The following is a 20,020-nucleotide window of genomic DNA, read 5'->3' as shown; positions in this document are numbered from 1 at the left end:
TTAATCATAGATCAGAAAGGCCAAAGGTTTTAATCACTCGATCGCTACCTTCGATAACCACCGTCGCTCGATAATTATCGCCGATTGCCGCTGTCCATAATTGCCATTCCCCCGCCACATTGTCTAATTTTAAGGGATTGAAGCCCACTTCCACTCGATCGAGTCCCCCGCTAATTCCCGTTCCCAGTGCCTTTAAATAAGCCTCTTTTGCCGTCCATAACTGAAAAAATAGCTTTTCCTTCTCTGCGGACTTTTCAACAAGCTCGTGTTCTCTAGCACAAAAAAACCTTTTTGTCAAGCTATCTAAATCTTTCATCTGGCGCATTTTCTCTAAATCTACCCCAATGCGAGCGGTTAAAGTCAAGCCACAGATTGCCATCTCCTCGGAATGGGAGAGATTAAACTGCAATTGGTAGTTAATACTCGGTTTTCCCCGTTCACTGTAGATAAACTCGATTTTTTCGGGACTTATCGCCAAATATGACCCTAAAATCTCGCGTAAACATCCCCTAGCCACCAAAAAACGCCGCTTGTGTTGGGGAAAATGGTAACGATTAGCTCTAATTATTTCATCTTCCGAGAGCAAAGAAGCCAGTTTTTCTAGTCTATCCCCAGAGGGATCAAGACTGATAAAATAGAGATGAACCTCATCGGTAGATATAAACATTAAACTCAGAAGCACTCAAATAATTAATTATCGGTAAATTTTACCGTAAAATGAGAATTGCCGACTCAAGAATTTATCCACCTTCTAACTCTTGACTTTGCATCACACCTATGAACTTTTTTCATACTGAAGACCATCTCCAACAGTTCGGTACAGATATTTTAGAAACAACTTGGCGAGAATTTCCCCAATTAGCTCAAGAACAAATTGCCCTAACTTGGATAGTATATGATCCTCCTGTTATCGTCAACACGGGGGGAGCAATTTCTCACGAAGAATTCTGGAAATATTCCCCCCGTGGATTTAGTTATCGCGGACAAGAAAGAACCTATCCCGCTAGTTTAGTGAAATTGTTTTATCTAGTAGCAATTCATGAGTGGTTAGAAGGGGGAATGATTCCCGAAAACACCGAATTAAATCGCGCCATTCGTGACATGATTGTTGACTCTAGTAATGATGCTACCAGTTTAGTTGTAGATCTGGTTACGGGAACCACTAGCGGTCCGGAAATTGCCGCCGGTCCCTTTGAAACTTGGAAGCAACAACGCAACATAGTGAATCGTTATTTTCAATCCCTAAATTGGCCAGAATTAGCGACAATTAACGTTAATCAAAAAACTTGGTCTGATGGTCCCTATGGACGTGAACGCGCTTTTTTAGGGGAATTAATGGAGAATCGCAATATGTTGACTAGCAATGCAGTGGCGCGTTTAATTCATACTATTGTCGGGGGGATTGCTGTTTCTTCCCAACGTTCCCAAATGATGATGTCTTTACTAAAACGTAGTCTTAATCCTGCTGATTGGACAAGTCAAGGAGATGATACACAAATCTTAGGATTTCTGGGACAAGGATTACCAGAAAATAGTCAAATTTGGTCAAAAGCTGGTTGGACAAGTCAAGTGCGTCACGATGCAGCCTATATTGAAATTCCCCATCATACTCCCTATCTATTGGTGGTATTTACCGAGGGAAAAGATAACAGTCAAAATCGCTCAATTTTACCTTTTATTTCCCAGAAGGTAGCCGAGAAAATTATGCAGTTCAATTAATTGAAGCTGTGGGTAGGATGATTTTCTCTGTCATTGTCAAAAGTGCTAGATAAACATCCTACTGTCATGAACCCGTAAATTGACTGATGTGCATCTCAATATGTAGATTTTCTGGGATAGATGGGGTTTGTTCTTGCAGCTGAAATACTCGATTAAGTTTAGTCTGTGCTTCACCTTGACGAGAAGGACTGTCATCATTTAAACTAACAATAAGTTGTTCTTAAGTATTTCCTCAAATGTGTGACTTTCAATCCTCATCATTGTCATAACGAAAGGGAAGTGGAGAGTAAACTAATTGTCCAGTATTTACTCCCAAACCTAGGCTACAATGCCGAACATTGGTATCAACAAGTTAGCTTCGGTAAAGTCCGCTTAGATTTCCTTGTTTCCGCTCAAAAACCTATCAATAAAAGGCAGTTTTTTGCCTCTCACTGTCTAATTATCGAGGCTAAAAATCCCAGAGAAAAGCTCATCAATCATCGTCACCGCTTAGGTTATTATCTCAACTATTTTAAAGTGCAGTGGGGATTATTAACCAATGGTGATGAGATTCAACTTTATCGAAGAAAACCCGATAAAATTTATTTAGTTTTTAGATGTTCTGGGTTAGAAATTGCCTCTCACTTAGAACAGTTAAAATCTCTGATTGGTTACGAAACCTTATCTTTAGGTATTCCACCGCTCAATTCTCCAACAATCAACCACAGAAACCCCATGAAAACCATCGCAATTTATCATCATAAAGGTGGTGTTGGCAAAACCACCGTCGCTACCAATCTAGCGGCAGCTTTGAGTAAAAAAGGCAAGCGAGTATTATTAATTGATATTGATGCTCAAGCTAATAGTACCTTTGCCGTTGGTTTAATTAAGTTTCAATTCGATGATGACGATGATTTAAAAGATAAAAATGTCTTTCATTTACTAGATAACAGTAACCGCATTTTTATTGAGAATATCGTCAGAAAGTCTCAAGGATTCAATCATCCAGAAATTGATGTTATTCCCTCTCACATATCTTTAATTGCTAACCAAGCAAAAATTAAAGATAATGCGGCGGTATTTGCTAGATTGGCAAGAAAATTAGAGAAAGTAAATAATCAATACGATATTGTAATTATTGATGCACCTCCCGCACTTGATTTATATGCACGCATTGCTTTAATTGCAGCTGACTATCTGATAATCCCTTCTGATCTTAAACCATTTTCTAATCAAGGATTAGATAGCGTTAAAAACTTTGTTCAAGAGGAAATCAATGAAAGTCGTGGAGATTTGGGTAAACCAACCCTACAAATTTTAGGCGTTTTACCTTCCAAAATTTCCACCCATGCTCAATACTTAAAATATAATTTTCCCAAACAAAAACAAGTGATTCCAGACAAATATAATTTACCTTTGATGGAATCGACTATCTCGGAAAGAATGCCTTTATCTCGCTGTATAAATCAATACGTTACCGTGGGAGATTTAGAAATTCCTGCCCCCCAATCTATAATCGATTATGCCGAACATCAAGCTGATGCGGGAGTATCAGCAGCAGAATTTGAAGCCTTAGCAATTGAAGTTTTAGCTAAAATAGGAGTTAAATAAATGTGGAAATTTTTACGAGTCGATATTACTGATATTAATCCTTCCCTTCCCAGAGAAACCTTTTCCGAAACTGAATTAGAGAATTTAGCCAATCTTATTATTGAAATGGGTGGACTTATTCGCCCTGCTATTCTCAAAAAAGCTGATAATAAAAAAGTTGATGAACGTTATGATATTATCAGTGGAGATTTAGAATATTATGCTTCTGTCATCGCCAATCAGAAAGTTCCTGAAATCGAGATGATTAACGCTTTTGTAGTTGATAAAGAAGCGGAGAGTATCGCTTTACAGCAAATGAAGTTATTATCTCCTTCTCCTGTGTTAATTACCACGCATGAAAAAATAGATAATCCTCTAGAATTGAGGATGAGTAATCTTGAAAAACGATTAGAAACCCAGTTACAAGCAATCCGAGAGGAGTACCAAAAAGAAATCAAAAGACTGGAAGAAAAAATTATTATTTCTCCTCCTTCTCCTCCTTCTCCTCCTTCTAAGTCGATTTTAGAGCTTTTGAATAGCTGTGATGCTAATCAACTTAAAAAAGTGGGAATTCCACCTGCATCTGTTAATGACTTTCTGAAAAAACGTTCAGAAAAGCCCTTTGATTCTTTGGAAGATATCCTAAATCGCCCAGTCTCAGGAGTTAAAGAGAAAAGATTAATTAAGCTTGTCGATTATTTGCTGACTTCTAATTGATTTTTGTGGGTGTGTTGAGCTACTTTAACACACCCTACCGATGGATGTTATAATAATGGAAGATCAGGAAAAAATTCTGATCCGATAGCGGGCAAAGATTAACCAGAAGAAGGGTGAAAAGAGAAAACTTATGACAACTACCCCAGTAATAGCTGCTTTTTTAACAATTCTGGTGGTGATTCGGTAGTAGTGATGGTGGCTTAATCCTTTGCTTTGCTGTGCATTGTAGTCATGGATAAAATACCAAAGGGTTCCCCAACATGATTCTCCATTTTTTTAGAGAAAGATAGACTCTCTCTCACCAGCCGAGAAATCCTTTGTCGAAAGGTATTATTTAATCTTTCAATAGGATTAGTTTGATCAGTTTCTTTACCTACTGCCCGATGACGTTTACTAGGAATTACTGTCTTATAGGACTCCCAAAAGTCTGTGTAAGCAACCGCGCATTGTCGGTAAACACCTGGTAAACTAGCCCCAAAGTTTTTTGGCTGATTGACGACTCCTATCTCCGCGCATAGCAACCAATAATTTCTCTTGTCTTTCTATCAATTAACCGCCAAATATAAACCTTTATCGTCTTAGAAAAAACAAAAGACCACATCTCATCACATTCTATAACTAATTTACCTTTTGGTTTGTCTGAAACCTTTACTTGACGAGGGACAGATGCCAATTTATTGTTGACGTAATTTTGTAACCATGACCAACTTACTCCTGTTACTCTAGCAATTCCTCGTAAGAAAATTCGTTCGAGCAAGAGTTTATCAATTAATTGTTTGGTTCCGTCAGAGACGGTTTTATTAGTGGGATTGATCACAAACTGACGACCACATTCTTTACATTGACGTTTGGGTTTTCCATTATGAATAGAACCATTCTTGATAGTATGGTGAGAACCACAATTAGGACAGGGGAATAGAGGTGAAGGGGGGATTTTGTTCGGTGCTAGACTGATATTTGAGTAAGCCAGACAGGAGCCAGAAAAAGATATTTATCAGAAAAGTCATGATCAAGCTAGAGGTTTAAAGACTGATCGGGTTCCAATTATTTTTATTAATAAATATTTTACACAATTCATACCAGGTAAGCAAGAGAGCTACGCCACTACTACCGAATCATTACCTGTTTTTCTATGTGAAAATTGATGAAGTTCCAGCTTGAAAAACAGCTTTACCCGGCGATAAAGTAAAACTATGTTTAACTCAAGTGCCAGATGATTGTCCACCGGGTGATGAACGAGGTAAAATTTATAGTGTGTTAAACTATAGAACTCAACAGTATTTTAAAGCGATGAATTCTTGGCATTACTGTGGGGGTGCTTAATGTTAATAAGCTTATTTTTTGAAGTCCTATTTAGTCTTAGCCATCTCAAACAAACTAAAGTCTATCAAGAAGCAATAAAAGAAGGTAGAGAAGAAGGTCAAAAACGGGGAAAACTACCAGCACAATTAGATTATATTACCCTCGCTACGGTCTTAGACTCAGACATAAAAAAGAGGCGAGAAGTTCCCTAAAACTGCCTATAAATTTATCGGTAATCGGGCAATTTTATCAAACTAATTCTCTCCGTCCTGATGACTCTTTTTATCTTTGGTTTTTCTATTCATTTATTGGCTCCGATTAGTTTCTCTGTGATACTTTTAACTATTAGTGCCAAAGGTTTTCGCAGTCAGTTAAGTTAATCGTTTTTCAATCATTCCAGATGGAAAAAATTAATCTATCCCGGAATCATGAATAACGATTAATTATTAATACTCTAACCAAAACGACCGCTAACATAATCTCTAGTGGACTCTTGAGCGGGATTTTGAAAGATAACCTCTGTGCGATCATATTCCACTAAATAACCCACTTTACCACCTTTTGGGGTCGGTTCAGCATTATAAAAAGCCGTTAAATCAGAAACCCGCGACGCTTGTTGCATATTGTGGGTGACAATAACTATAGTATATTGGGTTTTCAATTCGTGAATTAATTCCTCAATTTTTAGGGTAGAAATTGGATCGAGTGCCGCACAGGGTTCATCCATTAAAACAACTTCCGGTTTAACCGCAATAGCGCGAGCAATACATAACCTTTGTTGTTGTCCTCCCGATAAAGCTAAACCACTTTCCTTGAGTTTATCTTTAACATCATCCCAGAGAACGGCTTTTTTTAAAGATTCCTCTACTAATTGATCCATATCACCGATGTAACCATTTAATCGCGCCCCAAAAGCGATATTTTCATAGATAGATTTGGGGAAAGGATTCGGTTTCTGAAAAACCATACCGATGCGACTGCGTAACCCGATAGGATTAACGGAATTACCATAAATATCTTGGCCCCGAAAGGTAACTTTTCCCTCAATTTTGGCACTTTTAACTAGATCATTCATGCGATTAAAACAGCGCAAAACCGTACTTTTTCCGCAGCCAGAAGGACCGATAAAAGCGATCGCTTTTTTCTCGGGAATATCAAGGTTAACATCACGAACAGCGAGATTAGAACCGTAGTAAACGTTTAAGTTTTTGGTTCTCAAAACTGCATCGGTGACAACATCGCTACTATACATAATTTTCAAAGGAAATAAGGAGATGGGTGTTTTTTTCAGTGACCAGTAAACAGTAATCAGTGAAAAGAAAACTCCAAACTTGCCACTTTATACTGATAACTGATAACTGATAACTGATAACTGATTTAGCCAAAACGTCCACTAACATAATCTTTAGTTGCTTGTTCTTGAGGATCACCGAAGATTTTGTCCGTATGATCAAACTCGACTAAATAACCAATTTTGCCACCTTTATCGGTGGGTTCAGCGTTATAAAAAGCCGTTAAATCCGCTACTCTAGTAGCTTGTTGCATATTGTGAGTAACAATAATAATTGTATAACGTTCTTTTAATTCGTGCATTAATTCCTCAACTTTTAAAGTTGAAATTGGATCCAGTGCCGAACAGGGTTCATCCATTAATAATACTTCTGGTTGAGCGGCAATAGTGCGAGCAATACATAATCTTTGTTGTTGTCCCCCCGATAGGGAAAAACCGCTTTCTTTCAGTTTATCTTTTACTTCTTCCCAGAGAGCTGCTCGACGCAGGGAAGTTTCTACTAATTCATCTAAATCGCCTTTATAACCATTTAATCGCGCTCCGTAAACCACATTATCATAGATGGATTTGGGAAAAGGATTAGGGCGCTGGAACACCATACCGATATATTTTCTGACTTCGACAGGATCTACCTCTTGAGAGTAAATATCTTGGTTATGATAAAAAACTTTGCCGTCAATACGAAAACCGTGAATTAAATCATTGAGACGATTAAAACACCTGAGAATGGTACTTTTTCCACAGCCAGAGGGTCCGATAAAAGCGGTGACTCTATTTTTGGGAATATCGATGGAAACGTCCCGCACTGCCCGATAATTACCATAGTAAATATCAGCCTTATCGACCTTTAAAACGGTTCCTGTAGAATGGGGGTTAGAATTAGTTAGCATAAATTATTTACCTTGAATTTGGCTAATTTAGGAATCAGAAAGATAGGTAGATTTTTACTTAAATATCCCTTTTTGCTTTTCACTTTTTCCTTGACTTAATAGGTTTTCTGGCGCGTGGCTAAACGGGATAAAATGTTAGTTACCAACACCAAAAGCACGAGAATTAAAGCACCTGCCCAAGCTAATTGCTGTTGAGGGGCAAAAGGGGCAGTAGCAAAGTTGAAAACTAGGACCGAAAGGGTGGCAATCGGTTCAAAGACACCCCGAGGCCAAAAGTTAGAGAATAATGCCGTAAAAATTAAGGAGGCGGTTTCTCCAGCAGCCCTAGCAATTGCTAAGGTTACACCGGTTAAAATAGCGGGAACTGCCGCAGGAAGGACGATTTTTAGGACGGTTTGGTAGTTATAGGCCCCTAAACCCATGGCTGCCCAGCGGATGTCTTGGGGAACGATTTTTAAAGCCTCATCGGTGGTTCTAATAATAGTCGGTAACATTAACACCGCTAAACCGATCGAACCGGCAAGGGCAGAAAAGCCTAAAAGGGCTGTTCCTTCGCCAAATAAGGGCGCAACTAACAAACCGAAGGCGAAAACCCCGACAATAATTGAAGGGACACCCGCTAAAACGTTGGTAGCAAAGCGCACACCCTGGGCAAGTTTGTTGTCACCGCTAAATTCCGAGAGATAAACCGCCGCTAAAACGCCGATGGGAACTGCGATCGCTGTAGCCAGGGCAACGACGATAATTGTACCTAAAATGGCATTAGCGATGCCTCCTCCTCCTAAACCCGGTGGTGGCGGTAATTTGGTAAAGAGATTAGCGTTTAAACGACCCACCCCTTGCACAAAAACAAAGCCTAGGACGGCAAAAAGGGGAATCACGGTGACAGCTAAACATAAAGCCGAGAGAACGGTCATAATTGTCCCCAATAGCGATCGAGGACTACTCGGTTTCTTTTTGAGATTATTGCCTAAATTCCCACTATCCATATCAGTTATCAGTTATCAGTTATCAGTTATCAGTGAAGAGTGAACAGTAATCAGTAATCAGTAAACAGTGAACAGTAATCAGTGAACAGTGAAAAGACAGCAGTAAACTGCCATTTGATGATGAACACTTAATACTCAAAACTCAAAACTGATAACTGATGGCTTAATACTTAGCTTTGACGCGATTAACGATTAATTCTGCGAAGATATTGACTACTAGGGTCAAAACCAAGAGAACAAAACCCGCATACATGAGTGCCGATACTTGCATTCCCGATGCTTCGGCGAATTGGTTAGCCAATAAGGAAGCGATCGTGTTAGCGGGGGCGAGAATAGAGGCACTAATGCGGTTAGAATTGCCGATAATCATCGTTACTGCCATGGTTTCCCCTAAAGCACGCCCTAAAGCTAACATAATCCCCCCGACAATCCCAGAAAAAGCGGCAGGAATTAAGACTCGAAAAATCGTTTCCCAACGGGTGGCCCCCAAACCTAGGGAAGCTTGTCGCAAATCCGGCGGTAAAGCGGCCAAAGAGTCGCGAGAGATAGCGATAATAATCGGCAGGATCATAATTGCTAAAATAACCCCCGCCGGTAACATTCCAGGGCCCCCTAAAGGAGTACTAAACAGAGGAATCCAACTAAAATTAGCATTTAACCAGTTACCAGGGGGTCTGAGGATAGGAATCAATACAAAGATACCCCATAATCCGTAAACAACACTGGGAATAGCGGCCAAAAGTTGTACGAGAAAAACCAAAATTGTCCGCGCATTTAAGGGAATAAAATCTTCGCTTAAAAAAATGGCTGAACCGATACCGAGGGGAACAGCAATCAGGAGGGCAATCAGAGAACTAACGAGAGTTCCGTAGATAACCGGCAGAACTCCGAATTCTTCCCGACCGCGCACGGGATTCCAAGCACTACTGGTCAAAAATCCCAGACCAAAGGTTTGAATCGCTGGTAGGGCCCGAATAAAAATAACTAGGGCAATTAGGAGCAAAATCAGCCCAATAGCGATGGCAAAGGCGGTGGTTAATCCAACAAAGCCTTTATCGAGGATTTTTTCCGATTCTGGACGTTCTTTAAAATTTGAGTCGGGTGGAACTGTGGGCGCACTCATGATTAGGGTTTAAATCCAGCTAGTTTGCGGCAGCTAAGGGAGAAATTGGCCTTTCTCCACTACTATTGTAACTTTGAATACATTTTTTCGGCGACTAATCCACGTTGATCGTGTAATCAGGATAGATGACATCGGCAGCGGCGGCTACTCGTTCCCGAACGTTTTTCGGTAGGGGAATATAACCAAGGGGAGCTGCTTGTTCTTGTCCTTGGTTAAGTCCAAATTCAATCATCGCCTCCATTGCTAAAGCTTTTTGGGGATCGTTGTATTTTTTGTAAACCAACATCCAGGTATAGGTGACAATGGGATAGGAATTTTCTCCCGGCGGATCGACAATAAAAGCGCGTAAATTTTCAGGCAGTTCGACGTTAGCGAGGGTAGCAGCGGCGTTGGTTTCATCGGGAATGACAAATTTACCCGCCTGATTTTGCAGGGCGGCCGTGGGCAGGTTATTATTTTTAGCGAAACCGTACTCGATATAGCCGATCGAGCCTTGATTTTGTTGAATTAGGGCAGTTACACCCTCATTGCCTCTACCGCCAAGAAATTTACCTTTTTTGGTCGGCCATTGTACGGCTTTTCCTTCCCCGATGCTTTTTTTCCATTCGGGACTAACGGCGCTTAAAAACTTGGTAAAAACTCCCGTTGTTCCGCTACCGTCTGCCCGGTGAACTACGGTAATTTCTTCATCGGGTAGTTTTAAATCGGGGTTATCGGCGGCAATTTTGGCATCGTTCCAACGGGTAATCGTGCCTAAAAAGATTCCTACATAGGCTTCTCTACTTAGTTTCAGCCCTTCTACTCCGGGCAAATTATAAGCCATAACGATGCTTCCCGCCGTCATCGGTAGCAGTAAAACCCCTCGGCTAACTCTGGCCATATCCTCGTCACTCATGGCCACATCGGAAGCGCCAAAATCGATCGTACCTTGGATAAATTGTTCGACTCCCGCCCCGCTACCGGTAGATTGATAGTTAATTAGTAGTTTGGAAAATAGTTGATTAATGGTGACAAACCAGTTTTGATATAGGGGTGCAGGAAAAGAAGCACCCGCACCATTGAGGGCGACCTCTCCTTTTAGGGGAACCTGGGCGATTCTATTGCTTCCCTCTCCGCTAGTTCCTGCCGTATCGTCGCCACCACAAGCGGTTAAAGTCGCTGTTAAAGTCGCTAGGGATAAGGCTGTTAGTAAATGGGTTCTGTTTTTGTTGAGCATAGGATTAATTTTGATCCGTAAACTGCCTTAAATCTTACGCTAAAAGTTACCACTGCTTGGTAAAGAATAGGTTAAGAAGTGAATAAAAGAACGTAATGTATTGTCAATAAAAATTTTCTCGATAACTAGACAAAAATCTCAACTTCTTTTACTATCTACTTTGACTGAACATTAGTTTTAAGTCGCGGGTAAAGCCGCTAACTTTTCCTGTCTAGATAGGGGGTTTCTCTTTCCCTACCATTATAGTGACGTAAAAACAACAAAGAAAAGATTAAGGTTTTTAGCCATCATCCCTCAGCTTTTTTCTTCCCACTTCCCCACTGATAACTGAAAAGTCTCCCCAATACCCGTTTTTACTTTCTCCTTTTGACACCTATGCTAGAAATCTTTACTCAGCTATCTCGTCCGACCAAAGTAGTCGCAACCATACTAGGAACTGCTCTACTTTTACCCGCTTGTGCCAATATTAATCCTCAAGATCTAAAACCAATTAAAATCGATGGTTCGAGTACCGTAGCACCAATTACTGATAAAGTTCTCGAAGATTTTAAAGCTAATACCCCTAACAAAGCTTTGGCTGATGTTAAAATTGACGCTAATATTTCAGGAACTGGCGGCGGTTTTAGAAAATTTTGTGCGGGAGAAATAGATATTAATAATGCTTCTCGGCCGATTTCTGTGGAAGAATTAAAAGAATGTGATGCTAATAAGGTCAGATTTATCGAACTACCGATCGCTTTTGATGCTTTAACCGTGGTAGTCAATCCCCAAAATAACTGGGTTGATGATATTTCCACCACAGAATTAAGAACTATTTGGGAACCAGCGGCCGAGAATACAATCAAACGTTGGAATCAAATTAATCCCGCTTGGCCCGACCAACCGATTACCCTTCACGGGCCGGGTAAAGATTCCGGAACCTACGATTTTTTTAGTGAGGTAATTAACGGCAAAGATGCCAGTCGTGGGGATTTTAACTTTAGTGAAGATGACCAAGCTTTAGTTAATGCCGTCAGTCAAGATGCCAACGCTTTAGGCTATTTTGGCCATGCTTACTATGAACAAAATCGGGATAAATTAAAAGCTTTGAAAGTTAACGGTATTGAACCAACTCGCGGCAATGTCGAGGATAGTAAATATCAGCCTTTATCTCGTCCTTTGTTTATTTATGTTAATGCCCAAAAAGCCCAAGAGAATCCCGCTTTAGAGAAATTTGTCGAATATTATCTCGATCGAGTTCCTGATTTATTAGATACTATTGGTTATATTCCCCTACCGGATGAGGCCTATCATTTGGCACGGGTACAGTTGCAAAAATTTGAGGTAGGAACGGTTTTTAATGGCCGACCTCAACCCAATTTAACCATCGGGGAATTACTTCGCAAACAAGCTCAATTTGAAGCGAAGTAACGATTCCCATCTCATACTAAATCCCTTGAGTATAGCCTACATATCAGGAGAGGCAATAGGCAATAGGGGCAATAAATAGATAGGCTCTTCTAGGTTCTGTGTGATAAGTTTAACTTACATAGGATCGATCTTTGTGTCCTCTGTGTCTGGAGTGGTTCCTTCTACTCCCTCGCCAGCAGGACTGTATCTTAGAATACATTTTACCCACCAAATCCAAGAGAGCCATAGATAATCAGTCTTTAACAACCGGATTTAGTATGAAAGGAAAATATATAAGGATTTTCCTACTCCTATCTGCCTCCTAACATAGCAAAAGGTTTGCCAATTTCACCCAACAGAGATACAGAAAAAAAAAGAGGGGATAAACCCCCCAGCGTATCGAGAAACTTGTCAATTAACCCTTCGGTGTCGCCCCAAATTGCTCGATGAGGATAGAAGTTAACACCGATTTTAAGTCTTCACAGGGAATCCCTTTTTGTACACAACTTCCCAGGTGAGCATCTTTACCCACTTTACCCCCCATGTAGAGGTCAACTCCCTCGACGGTTTTGCCGTCTTTGCGAGCTTTTGTCCCCATCAAACCGATATCGGCCACTTGGGGTTGTCCGCAGGAGTTAGGGCAACCAGTCCAGTGCATACGCACACCCCGGGGGATATTTAATTCAGCATCTAACTGACGAATCAAGTCCACAGCCTTATTTTTGGTTTCAATCAGGGCAAAATTGCAGAATTGCGCCCCCGTACAGGAAACGAGCGCTCGTTGTAAAGGTGCGGGATTGGGGGTAAACTTAACCAGTAAAGGCTCGGTTAAAAGAGTCGCCACATTTTCAGCCGCTATATTCGGGATAATCACGTTTTGTTCCACAGTTAAACGCAATTCTCCGCTGCCATACACTTCGGCAATCCGGGCTAAATCGAACATATCATCGGCAAATAGACGACCAACGGGAACACAAAGACCGATATAGCTCAATCCCTCCTGTTTTTGGGGAAAAACTCCTAAATGATCCCGTTTTTCCCAGTCAATAGCGTCTTTTTCGGCTGCCGTTGCCAAGGGATAACCTAACTGATTAGCCACCCGCGTGCGGAATTCCTCGATTCCCCACTCATCAATTAACCACATTAAACGGGATTTTTGACGATTGGCACGCAATCCGTTATCGCGGTAAACTTCTAAAATCCCTCGGCATAAATCCACCACCTCCTGATTAGGTCTCACCCAAACATTCATGGGAATTGCCGCTTCACAGCGTTTAGCCGAGAAAAAGCCACCCACCACGACATTAAAGCCTAATTCTCCTTCTTTATAGGCAGGAACAAAGGCAATATCGTTAATTTCCGCATGAACCGAGTTATCCCGGCACCCCTCGATGGCAATATTAAATTTGCGGGGCAGATTGCTAAATTGATAATTACCTTGACCGTAGTTGGTAATCATATCTTGGACTTTTTGGACTAATTCCCTGGTGTCAATTAATTCATCTGCGTCTAGTCCTGCCATGGGTGAACCGGTAATATTTCTGACATTATCCATGCCCGATTGTACCGAAGTCATGCCCACGGATTTTAGTCGTTGGAAAATATCAGGAATATCTTCGATACGAATACCGCGTAATTGTAAGTTCTGACGAGTGGTAATATCGGCATTACCATCATCGCCGTAACGCTGCACAATTTCCCCTAAAACGCGCATTTGCTCACTGCTAATAATGCCGTTAGGAACCCGTAAACGCATCATGAACTTACCCGGGGTGACAGGACGATAAAAAACCCCCACCCATTTTAAGCGATGTTCTAAATCGGTTTTATCCATCGCTTCCCAACCGATTTGGGCAAAATGATCTAGTTCATCTTTAATGGCTAATCCGTCTTTCTCGGCTTTAAATTTCTCGAATTTATTGAGAGTTGTTCCATCTTTTTCAGGTGCTTGTACCATGAATCTATCTCCTTCTGATTTGTGGGTGTAATTGTTCTAGTTGGTGCGGGTTAGAAATGAAGAAATCGGGATTTAACAATAAGTATTCTTTAAAATACCGTCGTCATTAGCAAAAATTTAGTAATTTACCTAGTCTCTATTTGTTATTTAATTCGTTTTAACTTGGGTGATTTTGTATTGTTTGTAACAGAAATTCGCTCACCATCGTGTTTAAGCATTTATATCATGCAGTAAGTGCATTGAGGTGGGGTGTGGAGGGAAGGGAGCAGGGAATTGTAAATTATGAATTATGAATTATGAATTATGAAGTGGGGATGTGGGGAAGTGGGGAGGTGGGGGGAAGTGGGGAAGCTGTCTCATCACCCTATCACCCCAAAACCCTATCACCCCAAAACCCTATCACCCTATCTCCTCTGAATTTTCCTAAGCGAGAAACTTAACCAACTCCTCTAATTTTTGCCAAGCTAACCCACTGGCTAAAATCTCGCGTGCGAGGGCGAAACCAGCAGTATGATCGCCAAAAGTGACCTTTTCTGCCACCTGTAGGGCAAGAGCGGCATTAATCGCCACAGCATCCCGTTGAGCGGGCGTTCCCCCCCCTTGCAGAACATTTTTGAGGATTTCGGCATTTTCTGGCACTTCCCCGCCTTTAAGGGCATTTAAACTGGCTCTAGGGATAGAAATTGACAAGGGATCGATTGCCGACGAAATCACCTCGCCATTATTTAATAAAGCCATATCGGTCAGATCTCCCAACCCCACCTCGTCGAGTTTTTCCCGGCCGTGAACAATAATCGCCTTTGGGGTTCCCATTTGTGCCAAAGCTGTGGCCATCGGGGTGAGAAATTGCTGGTCATAAACCCCGATAACTTGACCTGTGGGACGGAGAGGATTAACTAGAGGACCCAGAAGATTAAAAACCGTGCGAACTTTCAGGGTTTTGCGGAGATTAGCCACACTTTTCAGGGCTGGATGCCAACCGGGGGCAAAAAGAAAGGTCACTCCCACCCCATCTAAAGCCGCCGCCACTTTCTCGCTAGGGGCGCTTAAATTAACCCCAAGATATTCTAAAACATCGGCCGAACCGACCTTGCTGGAGGCCGAGCGATTGCCGTGTTTAGCCACTTTTGCGCCCCCAGCGGCCGCCACAAAAGCCACGGCAGTGGAAATATTAAAGGTTGAGGCCCCGTCACCGCCGGTGCCACAGGTATCGATAACGGGAGTAGTATGGGGTTTAGGGTCTTCTAAGCGAGATTGTTGCCGTAAAACTCCGGCCATTCCCGCTAATTCGGCGGCCGAGACTCCTTTTGCTTGCAAAGCCGCTAACATCGCCCCCGATAAAACTTCCGGAATCTGGCCGTTTAACCATCCGGTCATTAATTCTTCAGCTTGGTTAAGGGAAAGGGATTTTTGATCGAGTAGTTGCTGCAGTAGGTTTGGCCAGTCTGGAGTGGTCATCGCTGTTCCATTGGTGTGGGGATGGGGCGATATACTATCATAGCGGTTTGTCTGGAGAATCGATCGCTCCTAGTAAGTAGCTGGTTATAATTAAATTAAAAATGAATTTTAGGTTCGATCCCCCCTGCCCCCCTTGATAAGGGGGGTGCCGATCCCCCCTTAGTCCCCCCTTGATAAGGGGGGCATCTGATAACTTTTAACGCCTACCTACTTAATTTTTACTTCAAATCGAGCAAACCCTGTTCTTTTAACTTGGGATTAAAACGAATTTCCATCTGTACTCCCCGTTTTTCTAGAGTTGATAAAACATCGTTTTCTACTCGTCTGGATACCTGTTTTAATAACTTGATTTGCCCCAATTCGTCAGCACTTTGATAAATTTCTTTTTCTGTCTCAGTCATGGCTAATTTAGCATCAATTGGTTCTGTCCAGAGTTTTTCATTGCTGATTACTGCCTGACTTTCTCTTAGCCAAGCTTGTTTAATCGATTCGAGAATAGTTCGATTAGGACGCTCAATCACCTGTATTTTTAGCCAATAACAAGCTTGAGGCTGTCGGGCAAGATGTTGTTTTAAACTGAGATAAATATCACGAGAATAGCCGACAAACTCTAAGACTTGTTCTCGATCAAAAATGGCATAAACCCCGATTTTTCCCTGGAAATCAACACAGATATTACCGGTGGCATCTAGGTAGGGAATGTATTCTAATTGTTCGAGATTAGCCAAAGTATCAGACTCATTCATAATTAATCGTCGCTAATTGGTTGGAGATAAGTAGGTAGGTGTTAAAAACTTTCAGATCCACCGCTGATCAAGTAGGATTGATTCAAGGTAGGGTTGATTCAAGGTAGGGTTGATTCATGAATCAACCCTACCCGTTTAAAATTGTACCAAAAAGTCTTAGGCTAAATTAGTCCCCAAAAATGATCAATTCTCAATGCCTACTGCTTCTCTTAACGAAATTGTTCACGCAGCCCTAAGTGGTCAGGTGGTTTCTTTTCCCACGGATACAGTCCCCGCTTTAGCGGTTTCTCCCCCCTATGCTGCCTTAGTTTTTGCCGCTAAAAAACGGACTTTTGATAAACCTTTAATTCTCATGGCGGCCTCAGCAGCAGATTTATGGGATTATGTCAAGGGAAATCAGGAAGAAAGGGAAATTTGGCGGCAAATGACCGAAAAATACTGGCCCGGCTCCCTAACTTTGGTTTTACCCGCTTCTGAAAAAGTACCAAAAGTTCTTAACCCAAAGGATCCTAGCACGATTGGTGTCCGAGTTCCTGCTCATGCGATCGCAAGAGAAATTCTCGGTCGAACTGGTGTTTTAGCGACCACAAGTGCTAATCTGTCAGGACAAGAGCCTTTATTAACTCCAGAAGCGATTATGACTACTTTTCCCTCGGTGACGGTGTTAGCACCCACAGAAAGGCAAGCATGGGGAATAATCAATAGTGGACAACCCTCCACCGTCGCACGTTGGCAATGTCAAAGATGGGATATCTTACGACAAGGGGCAGTTTTTCTGTAAATATGGACGATATTGACGCTTTAAAACGGGAATTACAGCAAACTCGTCTCGCTTATCAGATGGCTGTGGCAATTAATCACCTCAAAAGCAGTTTTTTGGGACGGGTTGCCCACGAATTGCGATCGCCATTGAGCAGTATGATCAGTCTCCATCAAATGATTCTCGCCGATCTTTGTGAAAGTCCGGCCGAAGAAAGGGAATTTATCGCCCAGGGACAACTGGCAGGCCGTAAACTGATGGCAATGCTCGATGAGATGATTAATCTCTCGAAGCTAGAGTCGGGTACTATACCTCTGGAGCGAGAAATTTTTTCTTTAACTAAACTCTGGCAAGATTGGGCAAGTTTAACCTATTTACAGGCAGCTAATCGCAATATTCAGCTTAAATTTAGCCCTTTAACTGATGATATTGCTATTATTGCCGATTATCAATGTTTATCCTCCGCTCTTGTTCTTCTCGTCGATGCAGCGATCGCCAACCCAGGAAGTGGCTCTATTTGTATATCCGTAAGCGCTCTTGACGAGAAAAAAGTCACTATTAGTCTAGAGTTTACGGGGGAAATCCCTCTCTGGCCAATGCCAGAAATTTCATCCTTGAGTTTAGAATCAAAGCCAGAAGAAGTCAAACAATTTACTCAAGTTCTTGGCTTTTCTCCTAGTCTTAAATTCCAGTTAGCGAAAGGCATTATCGAAGTATCGGGGGGGGAAATGAGCTTAGATCGAATCGATAACAATAGTCAGGACAAGCTCACAGAGATCGTTTTTTCTTTACCTCGATCGCCGGACAGGAAAACTCCTCGGGATAACGATTAAATAATACCATCGTCGTGGTGGCGTTGCTTTGGAAACCAATGCGCTGGTAAAATTGTTGTTGGTTAGTAGTCATCAAATAGACTCTTTCCACCCGATTTATTCGGGGATGGGCCAAAACTGTTTCTACTAATTTACGTCCTAAACCGGCCCCCTGATAATCGGGATGAACAATCACATCCCAAATAGTTGCCCGATAAATGCCGTCAGAAGTGGCCCGAGCAAAACCAATTAATTGCCGCTCATTCCACACCGTCACCACCGGATCACTATAGTCAATTGCGGTTTCTAAATCTTCTAAACGGCGATCTATTGCCCAAAATGCGGTTAAATTAAATAATTCTCGTAGTTGCAATAAATCTATCTTGCTTTTATCCTCGTCAAACTGAATCTGACTACAATCAACCATGATATTTCCTTAGTCTAAGACTAAAAAATAAAAGAGGATTCACGCTCGATCGGACTGATTTATGAGCAATTTCCCCTAATCTATGTGTCTAATTATACTCAATGCCTCAGATAATCTCTAGTTGATTTATCGTGATTTCTTGACAAGTTATTAATCAGTGATCAGTGATCAGTTATCAGTTATCAGATGAGAGTTTTCAGTTCACTGATGGTTCTTCGGTTTGTGTGATGCCATGACGGGAGTTTTAAGGGATGAAACCCTTGCAGAAAAAAGCATTTGGTGATTTTTGTCAATTGTTTTCGCTCCTGAACGAACTAATCAATTAAGTCTCTTACCAAATAAGGATTTAGTCGATTTATGCCCCCCGATCGAATCATACCAAGTAACGAAGAACCTCACTGATTACTGTTTACTGTTTACTGGACGGCTACGCCGTGCCTTTGGCAACACTGAAAAAAGTTTCCCACACCCCACAGCAATGCTTAACAATCAAAGATCTTCGCCGGTGTCTGTCATTTGTTTAGGGGAAATCCTCTATGATCTAATTGCCGATCAAAGCGATCGCTCTATAGAGAAAGTAACTTCTTGGACAACCTACGCGGGGGGTGCGCCGGCAAACGTGGCCTGTGGATTGCGAAAATTGGGCATAAATTCGGCTTTTATCGGTTGTGTGGGCAAAGATCAACCCGGAGAACAGTTAATCGCCTTGCTAGACGCTCTCGGAGTCGATACCACTGGTGTACAGTATCATGCCACCCTACCCACCCGACAAGTTTATGTCACCCGCGATGCTGGGGGAGACAGACATTTTGCGGGTTTTGGCGGCAGAAAAACGACTGATTTTGCCGATACTGCCCTTAATGCTGACCTATTGCCCGAAAATCTGTTTAAAAATGCCGATTATCTAGTGATGGGAACCCTAGGGTTAGCCTATCCCCTTTCCCGCCGGGCAATGCAACGCGCCCTCGAATTGGCTAAAATTTACGGAGTGAAAGTATTGATCGATATCAACTGGCGACCGGTTTTTTGGCCTAATCTTGAGGCTGCCCCTGATATCATTCGAGATTTTATCGTCCAGGCCGATTTGCTCAAATGTAGCGAGGAAGAAGCAGCATGGTTATTTGGCACTGATAACCCGGGAGAAATATCGTCAAAATACCCCAATTTAGGGGCAATTCTGGTTACTGGCGGCGCAAAAGGTTGTAAATATCATTTAGGCGAAAATAGCGGCAATGTCGAGGCTTTTTCTGGGGAGGTGGTGGATACCACTGGGGCGGGGGATGGCTTTGTGGCGGGTTTTTTGGCTCGTGCTGGTCTGGGAGGCGATAAAATCGGGGAAAATGCCGATTTAGCGCGTAACGCGGTGATTTATGCCTGTGCGGTGGGGGCAATGGTGACAAGAAGAGCAGGCGCGATCGCATCCCAACCGACTCGGGAACAGGTGGAGGAGTTTCTAGCGGCCTTTGACTCCTAGAAACTAGCCCTTATATACTAAATCCAGTTATTAAAAACTGATTATCTATTTCTCTCTTTTGCCTCTTGCCTTTTGCCTTTTGCCTTTTGCCTTTTGCCTCTTGCCTCTTGCCTTTTGCCTTTTGCCTTTTGCCTCTTGCCTCTTGCCTTTTGTCTTTTGCCTATCCTGATATATAGCCTAT

The 20,020-nt window shown here is 42.0% G+C and carries 17 protein-coding genes and 2 pseudogenes; 8 read left to right on the top strand and 11 right to left on the bottom strand.

All coding sequences use genetic code 11. From position 1 onward, the window contains the following. Positions 1–4: 4 nt before the first annotated feature. On the bottom strand, positions 5–667 hold the full coding sequence (locus ACQY1Y_RS14570) for a 4'-phosphopantetheinyl transferase family protein (protein ID WP_287232413.1): 663 nt from the start codon (positions 665–667) through the stop codon (positions 5–7). 110 nt (positions 668–777) lie between these two features. On the opposite strand from ACQY1Y_RS14570, the gene ACQY1Y_RS14565 reads away from it, so the two are divergent. The 3 genes from ACQY1Y_RS14565 to ACQY1Y_RS14555 all read left to right on the top strand — a co-directional run bounded on the left by ACQY1Y_RS14565 (position 778) and on the right by ACQY1Y_RS14555 (position 4,005). Continuing rightward, positions 778–1,719: a serine hydrolase gene (locus tag ACQY1Y_RS14565; protein WP_287232415.1), complete on the top strand. Its 942-nt coding sequence runs from the start codon at positions 778–780 to the stop codon at positions 1,717–1,719. 240 nt (positions 1,720–1,959) lie between these two features. Beyond that, positions 1,960–3,309 (top strand): AAA family ATPase, encoded by a 1,350-nt coding sequence (locus ACQY1Y_RS14560; protein WP_430013025.1) that lies wholly within the window; start codon positions 1,960–1,962, stop codon positions 3,307–3,309. Beyond that, on the top strand, positions 3,310–4,005 hold the full coding sequence (locus ACQY1Y_RS14555) for a chromosome partitioning protein ParB (RefSeq protein ID WP_430013024.1): 696 nt from the start codon (positions 3,310–3,312) through the stop codon (positions 4,003–4,005). Between the two features lie 219 nt (positions 4,006–4,224). Here the strand turns inward: ACQY1Y_RS14555 and ACQY1Y_RS14550 are convergent. Beyond that, a pseudogene (locus ACQY1Y_RS14550) lies at positions 4,225–4,939 on the bottom strand (IS1 family transposase); the annotation flags it as partial. Positions 4,940–5,348: 409 nt separating this feature from the next. On the opposite strand from ACQY1Y_RS14550, the pseudogene ACQY1Y_RS14545 reads away from it, so the two are divergent. Continuing rightward, positions 5,349–5,441, top strand: a pseudogene (locus ACQY1Y_RS14545) (Rpn family recombination-promoting nuclease/putative transposase); the annotation flags it as partial. Positions 5,442–5,761: 320 nt separating this feature from the next. Here ACQY1Y_RS14545 and pstB (ACQY1Y_RS14540) read toward each other — a convergent pair. The 5 genes from pstB (ACQY1Y_RS14540) to pstS form a co-directional block, all read right to left on the bottom strand. Beyond that, complete coding sequence (gene pstB, locus ACQY1Y_RS14540) at positions 5,762–6,559, bottom strand: phosphate ABC transporter ATP-binding protein PstB (protein WP_002752590.1); 798 nt, start codon at positions 6,557–6,559, stop codon at positions 5,762–5,764. 125 nt (positions 6,560–6,684) lie between these two features. After that, positions 6,685–7,488 carry a phosphate ABC transporter ATP-binding protein PstB gene (gene pstB, locus ACQY1Y_RS14535; RefSeq protein ID WP_002732845.1) on the bottom strand — a complete coding sequence of 268 codons (804 nt, stop codon included), beginning with the start codon at positions 7,486–7,488 and terminating at the stop codon, positions 6,685–6,687. A gap of 95 nt (positions 7,489–7,583) precedes the next feature. Then, a complete protein-coding gene (gene pstA / locus ACQY1Y_RS14530) occupies positions 7,584–8,477 on the bottom strand; it encodes a phosphate ABC transporter permease PstA (RefSeq protein ID WP_002775638.1) in 894 nt (297 codons plus the stop codon). Positions 8,478–8,640: 163 nt separating this feature from the next. Then, a complete protein-coding gene (gene pstC / locus ACQY1Y_RS14525; RefSeq protein ID WP_002733267.1) occupies positions 8,641–9,600 on the bottom strand; it encodes a phosphate ABC transporter permease subunit PstC in 960 nt (319 codons plus the stop codon). A 94-nt stretch (positions 9,601–9,694) separates the two neighbouring features. Beyond that, positions 9,695–10,816 (bottom strand): phosphate ABC transporter substrate-binding protein PstS, encoded by a 1,122-nt coding sequence (pstS, locus tag ACQY1Y_RS14520; protein ID WP_430013023.1) that lies wholly within the window; start codon positions 10,814–10,816, stop codon positions 9,695–9,697. 375 nt (positions 10,817–11,191) lie between these two features. On the opposite strand from pstS, the gene ACQY1Y_RS14515 reads away from it, so the two are divergent. Then, complete coding sequence (locus ACQY1Y_RS14515; RefSeq protein WP_430013022.1) at positions 11,192–12,226, top strand: PstS family phosphate ABC transporter substrate-binding protein; 1,035 nt, start codon at positions 11,192–11,194, stop codon at positions 12,224–12,226. A 394-nt stretch (positions 12,227–12,620) separates the two neighbouring features. Here the strand turns inward: ACQY1Y_RS14515 and ACQY1Y_RS14510 are convergent, their stop codons facing one another. The 3 genes from ACQY1Y_RS14510 to ACQY1Y_RS14500 form a co-directional block, all read right to left on the bottom strand. Next, positions 12,621–14,162, bottom strand: a complete 1,542-nt coding sequence (locus tag ACQY1Y_RS14510) for a ferredoxin--nitrite reductase (RefSeq protein ID WP_430013021.1) — start codon at positions 14,160–14,162, stop codon at positions 12,621–12,623. Positions 14,163–14,585: 423 nt separating this feature from the next. Next, positions 14,586–15,620 carry an anthranilate phosphoribosyltransferase gene (gene trpD, locus ACQY1Y_RS14505; RefSeq protein WP_430013020.1) on the bottom strand — a complete coding sequence of 345 codons (1,035 nt, stop codon included), beginning with the start codon at positions 15,618–15,620 and terminating at the stop codon, positions 14,586–14,588. Positions 15,621–15,838: 218 nt separating this feature from the next. Next, on the bottom strand, positions 15,839–16,366 hold the full coding sequence (locus tag ACQY1Y_RS14500; protein ID WP_430013019.1) for a GIY-YIG nuclease family protein: 528 nt from the start codon (positions 16,364–16,366) through the stop codon (positions 15,839–15,841). Between the two features lie 193 nt (positions 16,367–16,559). Between ACQY1Y_RS14500 and ACQY1Y_RS14495 the strand changes: the two genes are divergently transcribed. After that, positions 16,560–17,147, top strand: a complete 588-nt coding sequence (locus ACQY1Y_RS14495; protein WP_430013018.1) for an L-threonylcarbamoyladenylate synthase — start codon at positions 16,560–16,562, stop codon at positions 17,145–17,147. Continuing rightward, positions 17,102–17,959, top strand: a complete 858-nt coding sequence (locus ACQY1Y_RS14490; RefSeq protein ID WP_430013017.1) for a sensor histidine kinase — start codon at positions 17,102–17,104, stop codon at positions 17,957–17,959. The genes ACQY1Y_RS14495 and ACQY1Y_RS14490 overlap by 46 nt, the downstream gene beginning before the upstream one ends. Here ACQY1Y_RS14490 and ACQY1Y_RS14485 read toward each other — a convergent pair. After that, positions 17,895–18,365 (bottom strand): GNAT family N-acetyltransferase, encoded by a 471-nt coding sequence (locus ACQY1Y_RS14485; protein ID WP_002735010.1) that lies wholly within the window; start codon positions 18,363–18,365, stop codon positions 17,895–17,897. The two genes, ACQY1Y_RS14490 and ACQY1Y_RS14485, sit on opposite strands and share 65 nt — an antisense overlap. A 478-nt stretch (positions 18,366–18,843) precedes the next feature. Here ACQY1Y_RS14485 and ACQY1Y_RS14480 point away from each other — a divergent pair, with 478 nt between their 5' ends. Further along, positions 18,844–19,839, top strand: a complete 996-nt coding sequence (locus tag ACQY1Y_RS14480) for a carbohydrate kinase family protein (protein ID WP_430014678.1) — start codon at positions 18,844–18,846, stop codon at positions 19,837–19,839. Positions 19,840–20,020: the final 181 nt, after the last annotated feature.

It is taken from the genome of Microcystis ichthyoblabe FBCC-A1114 (assembly GCF_050500245.1).
In the GTDB taxonomy this organism is placed as follows: Bacteria; Cyanobacteriota; Cyanobacteriia; order Cyanobacteriales; family Microcystaceae; genus Microcystis; species Microcystis ichthyoblabe_A.
The sequence above is the reverse complement of the archived record's forward strand: the minus strand, read 5'-3'. Positions and strand labels throughout refer to the sequence as shown.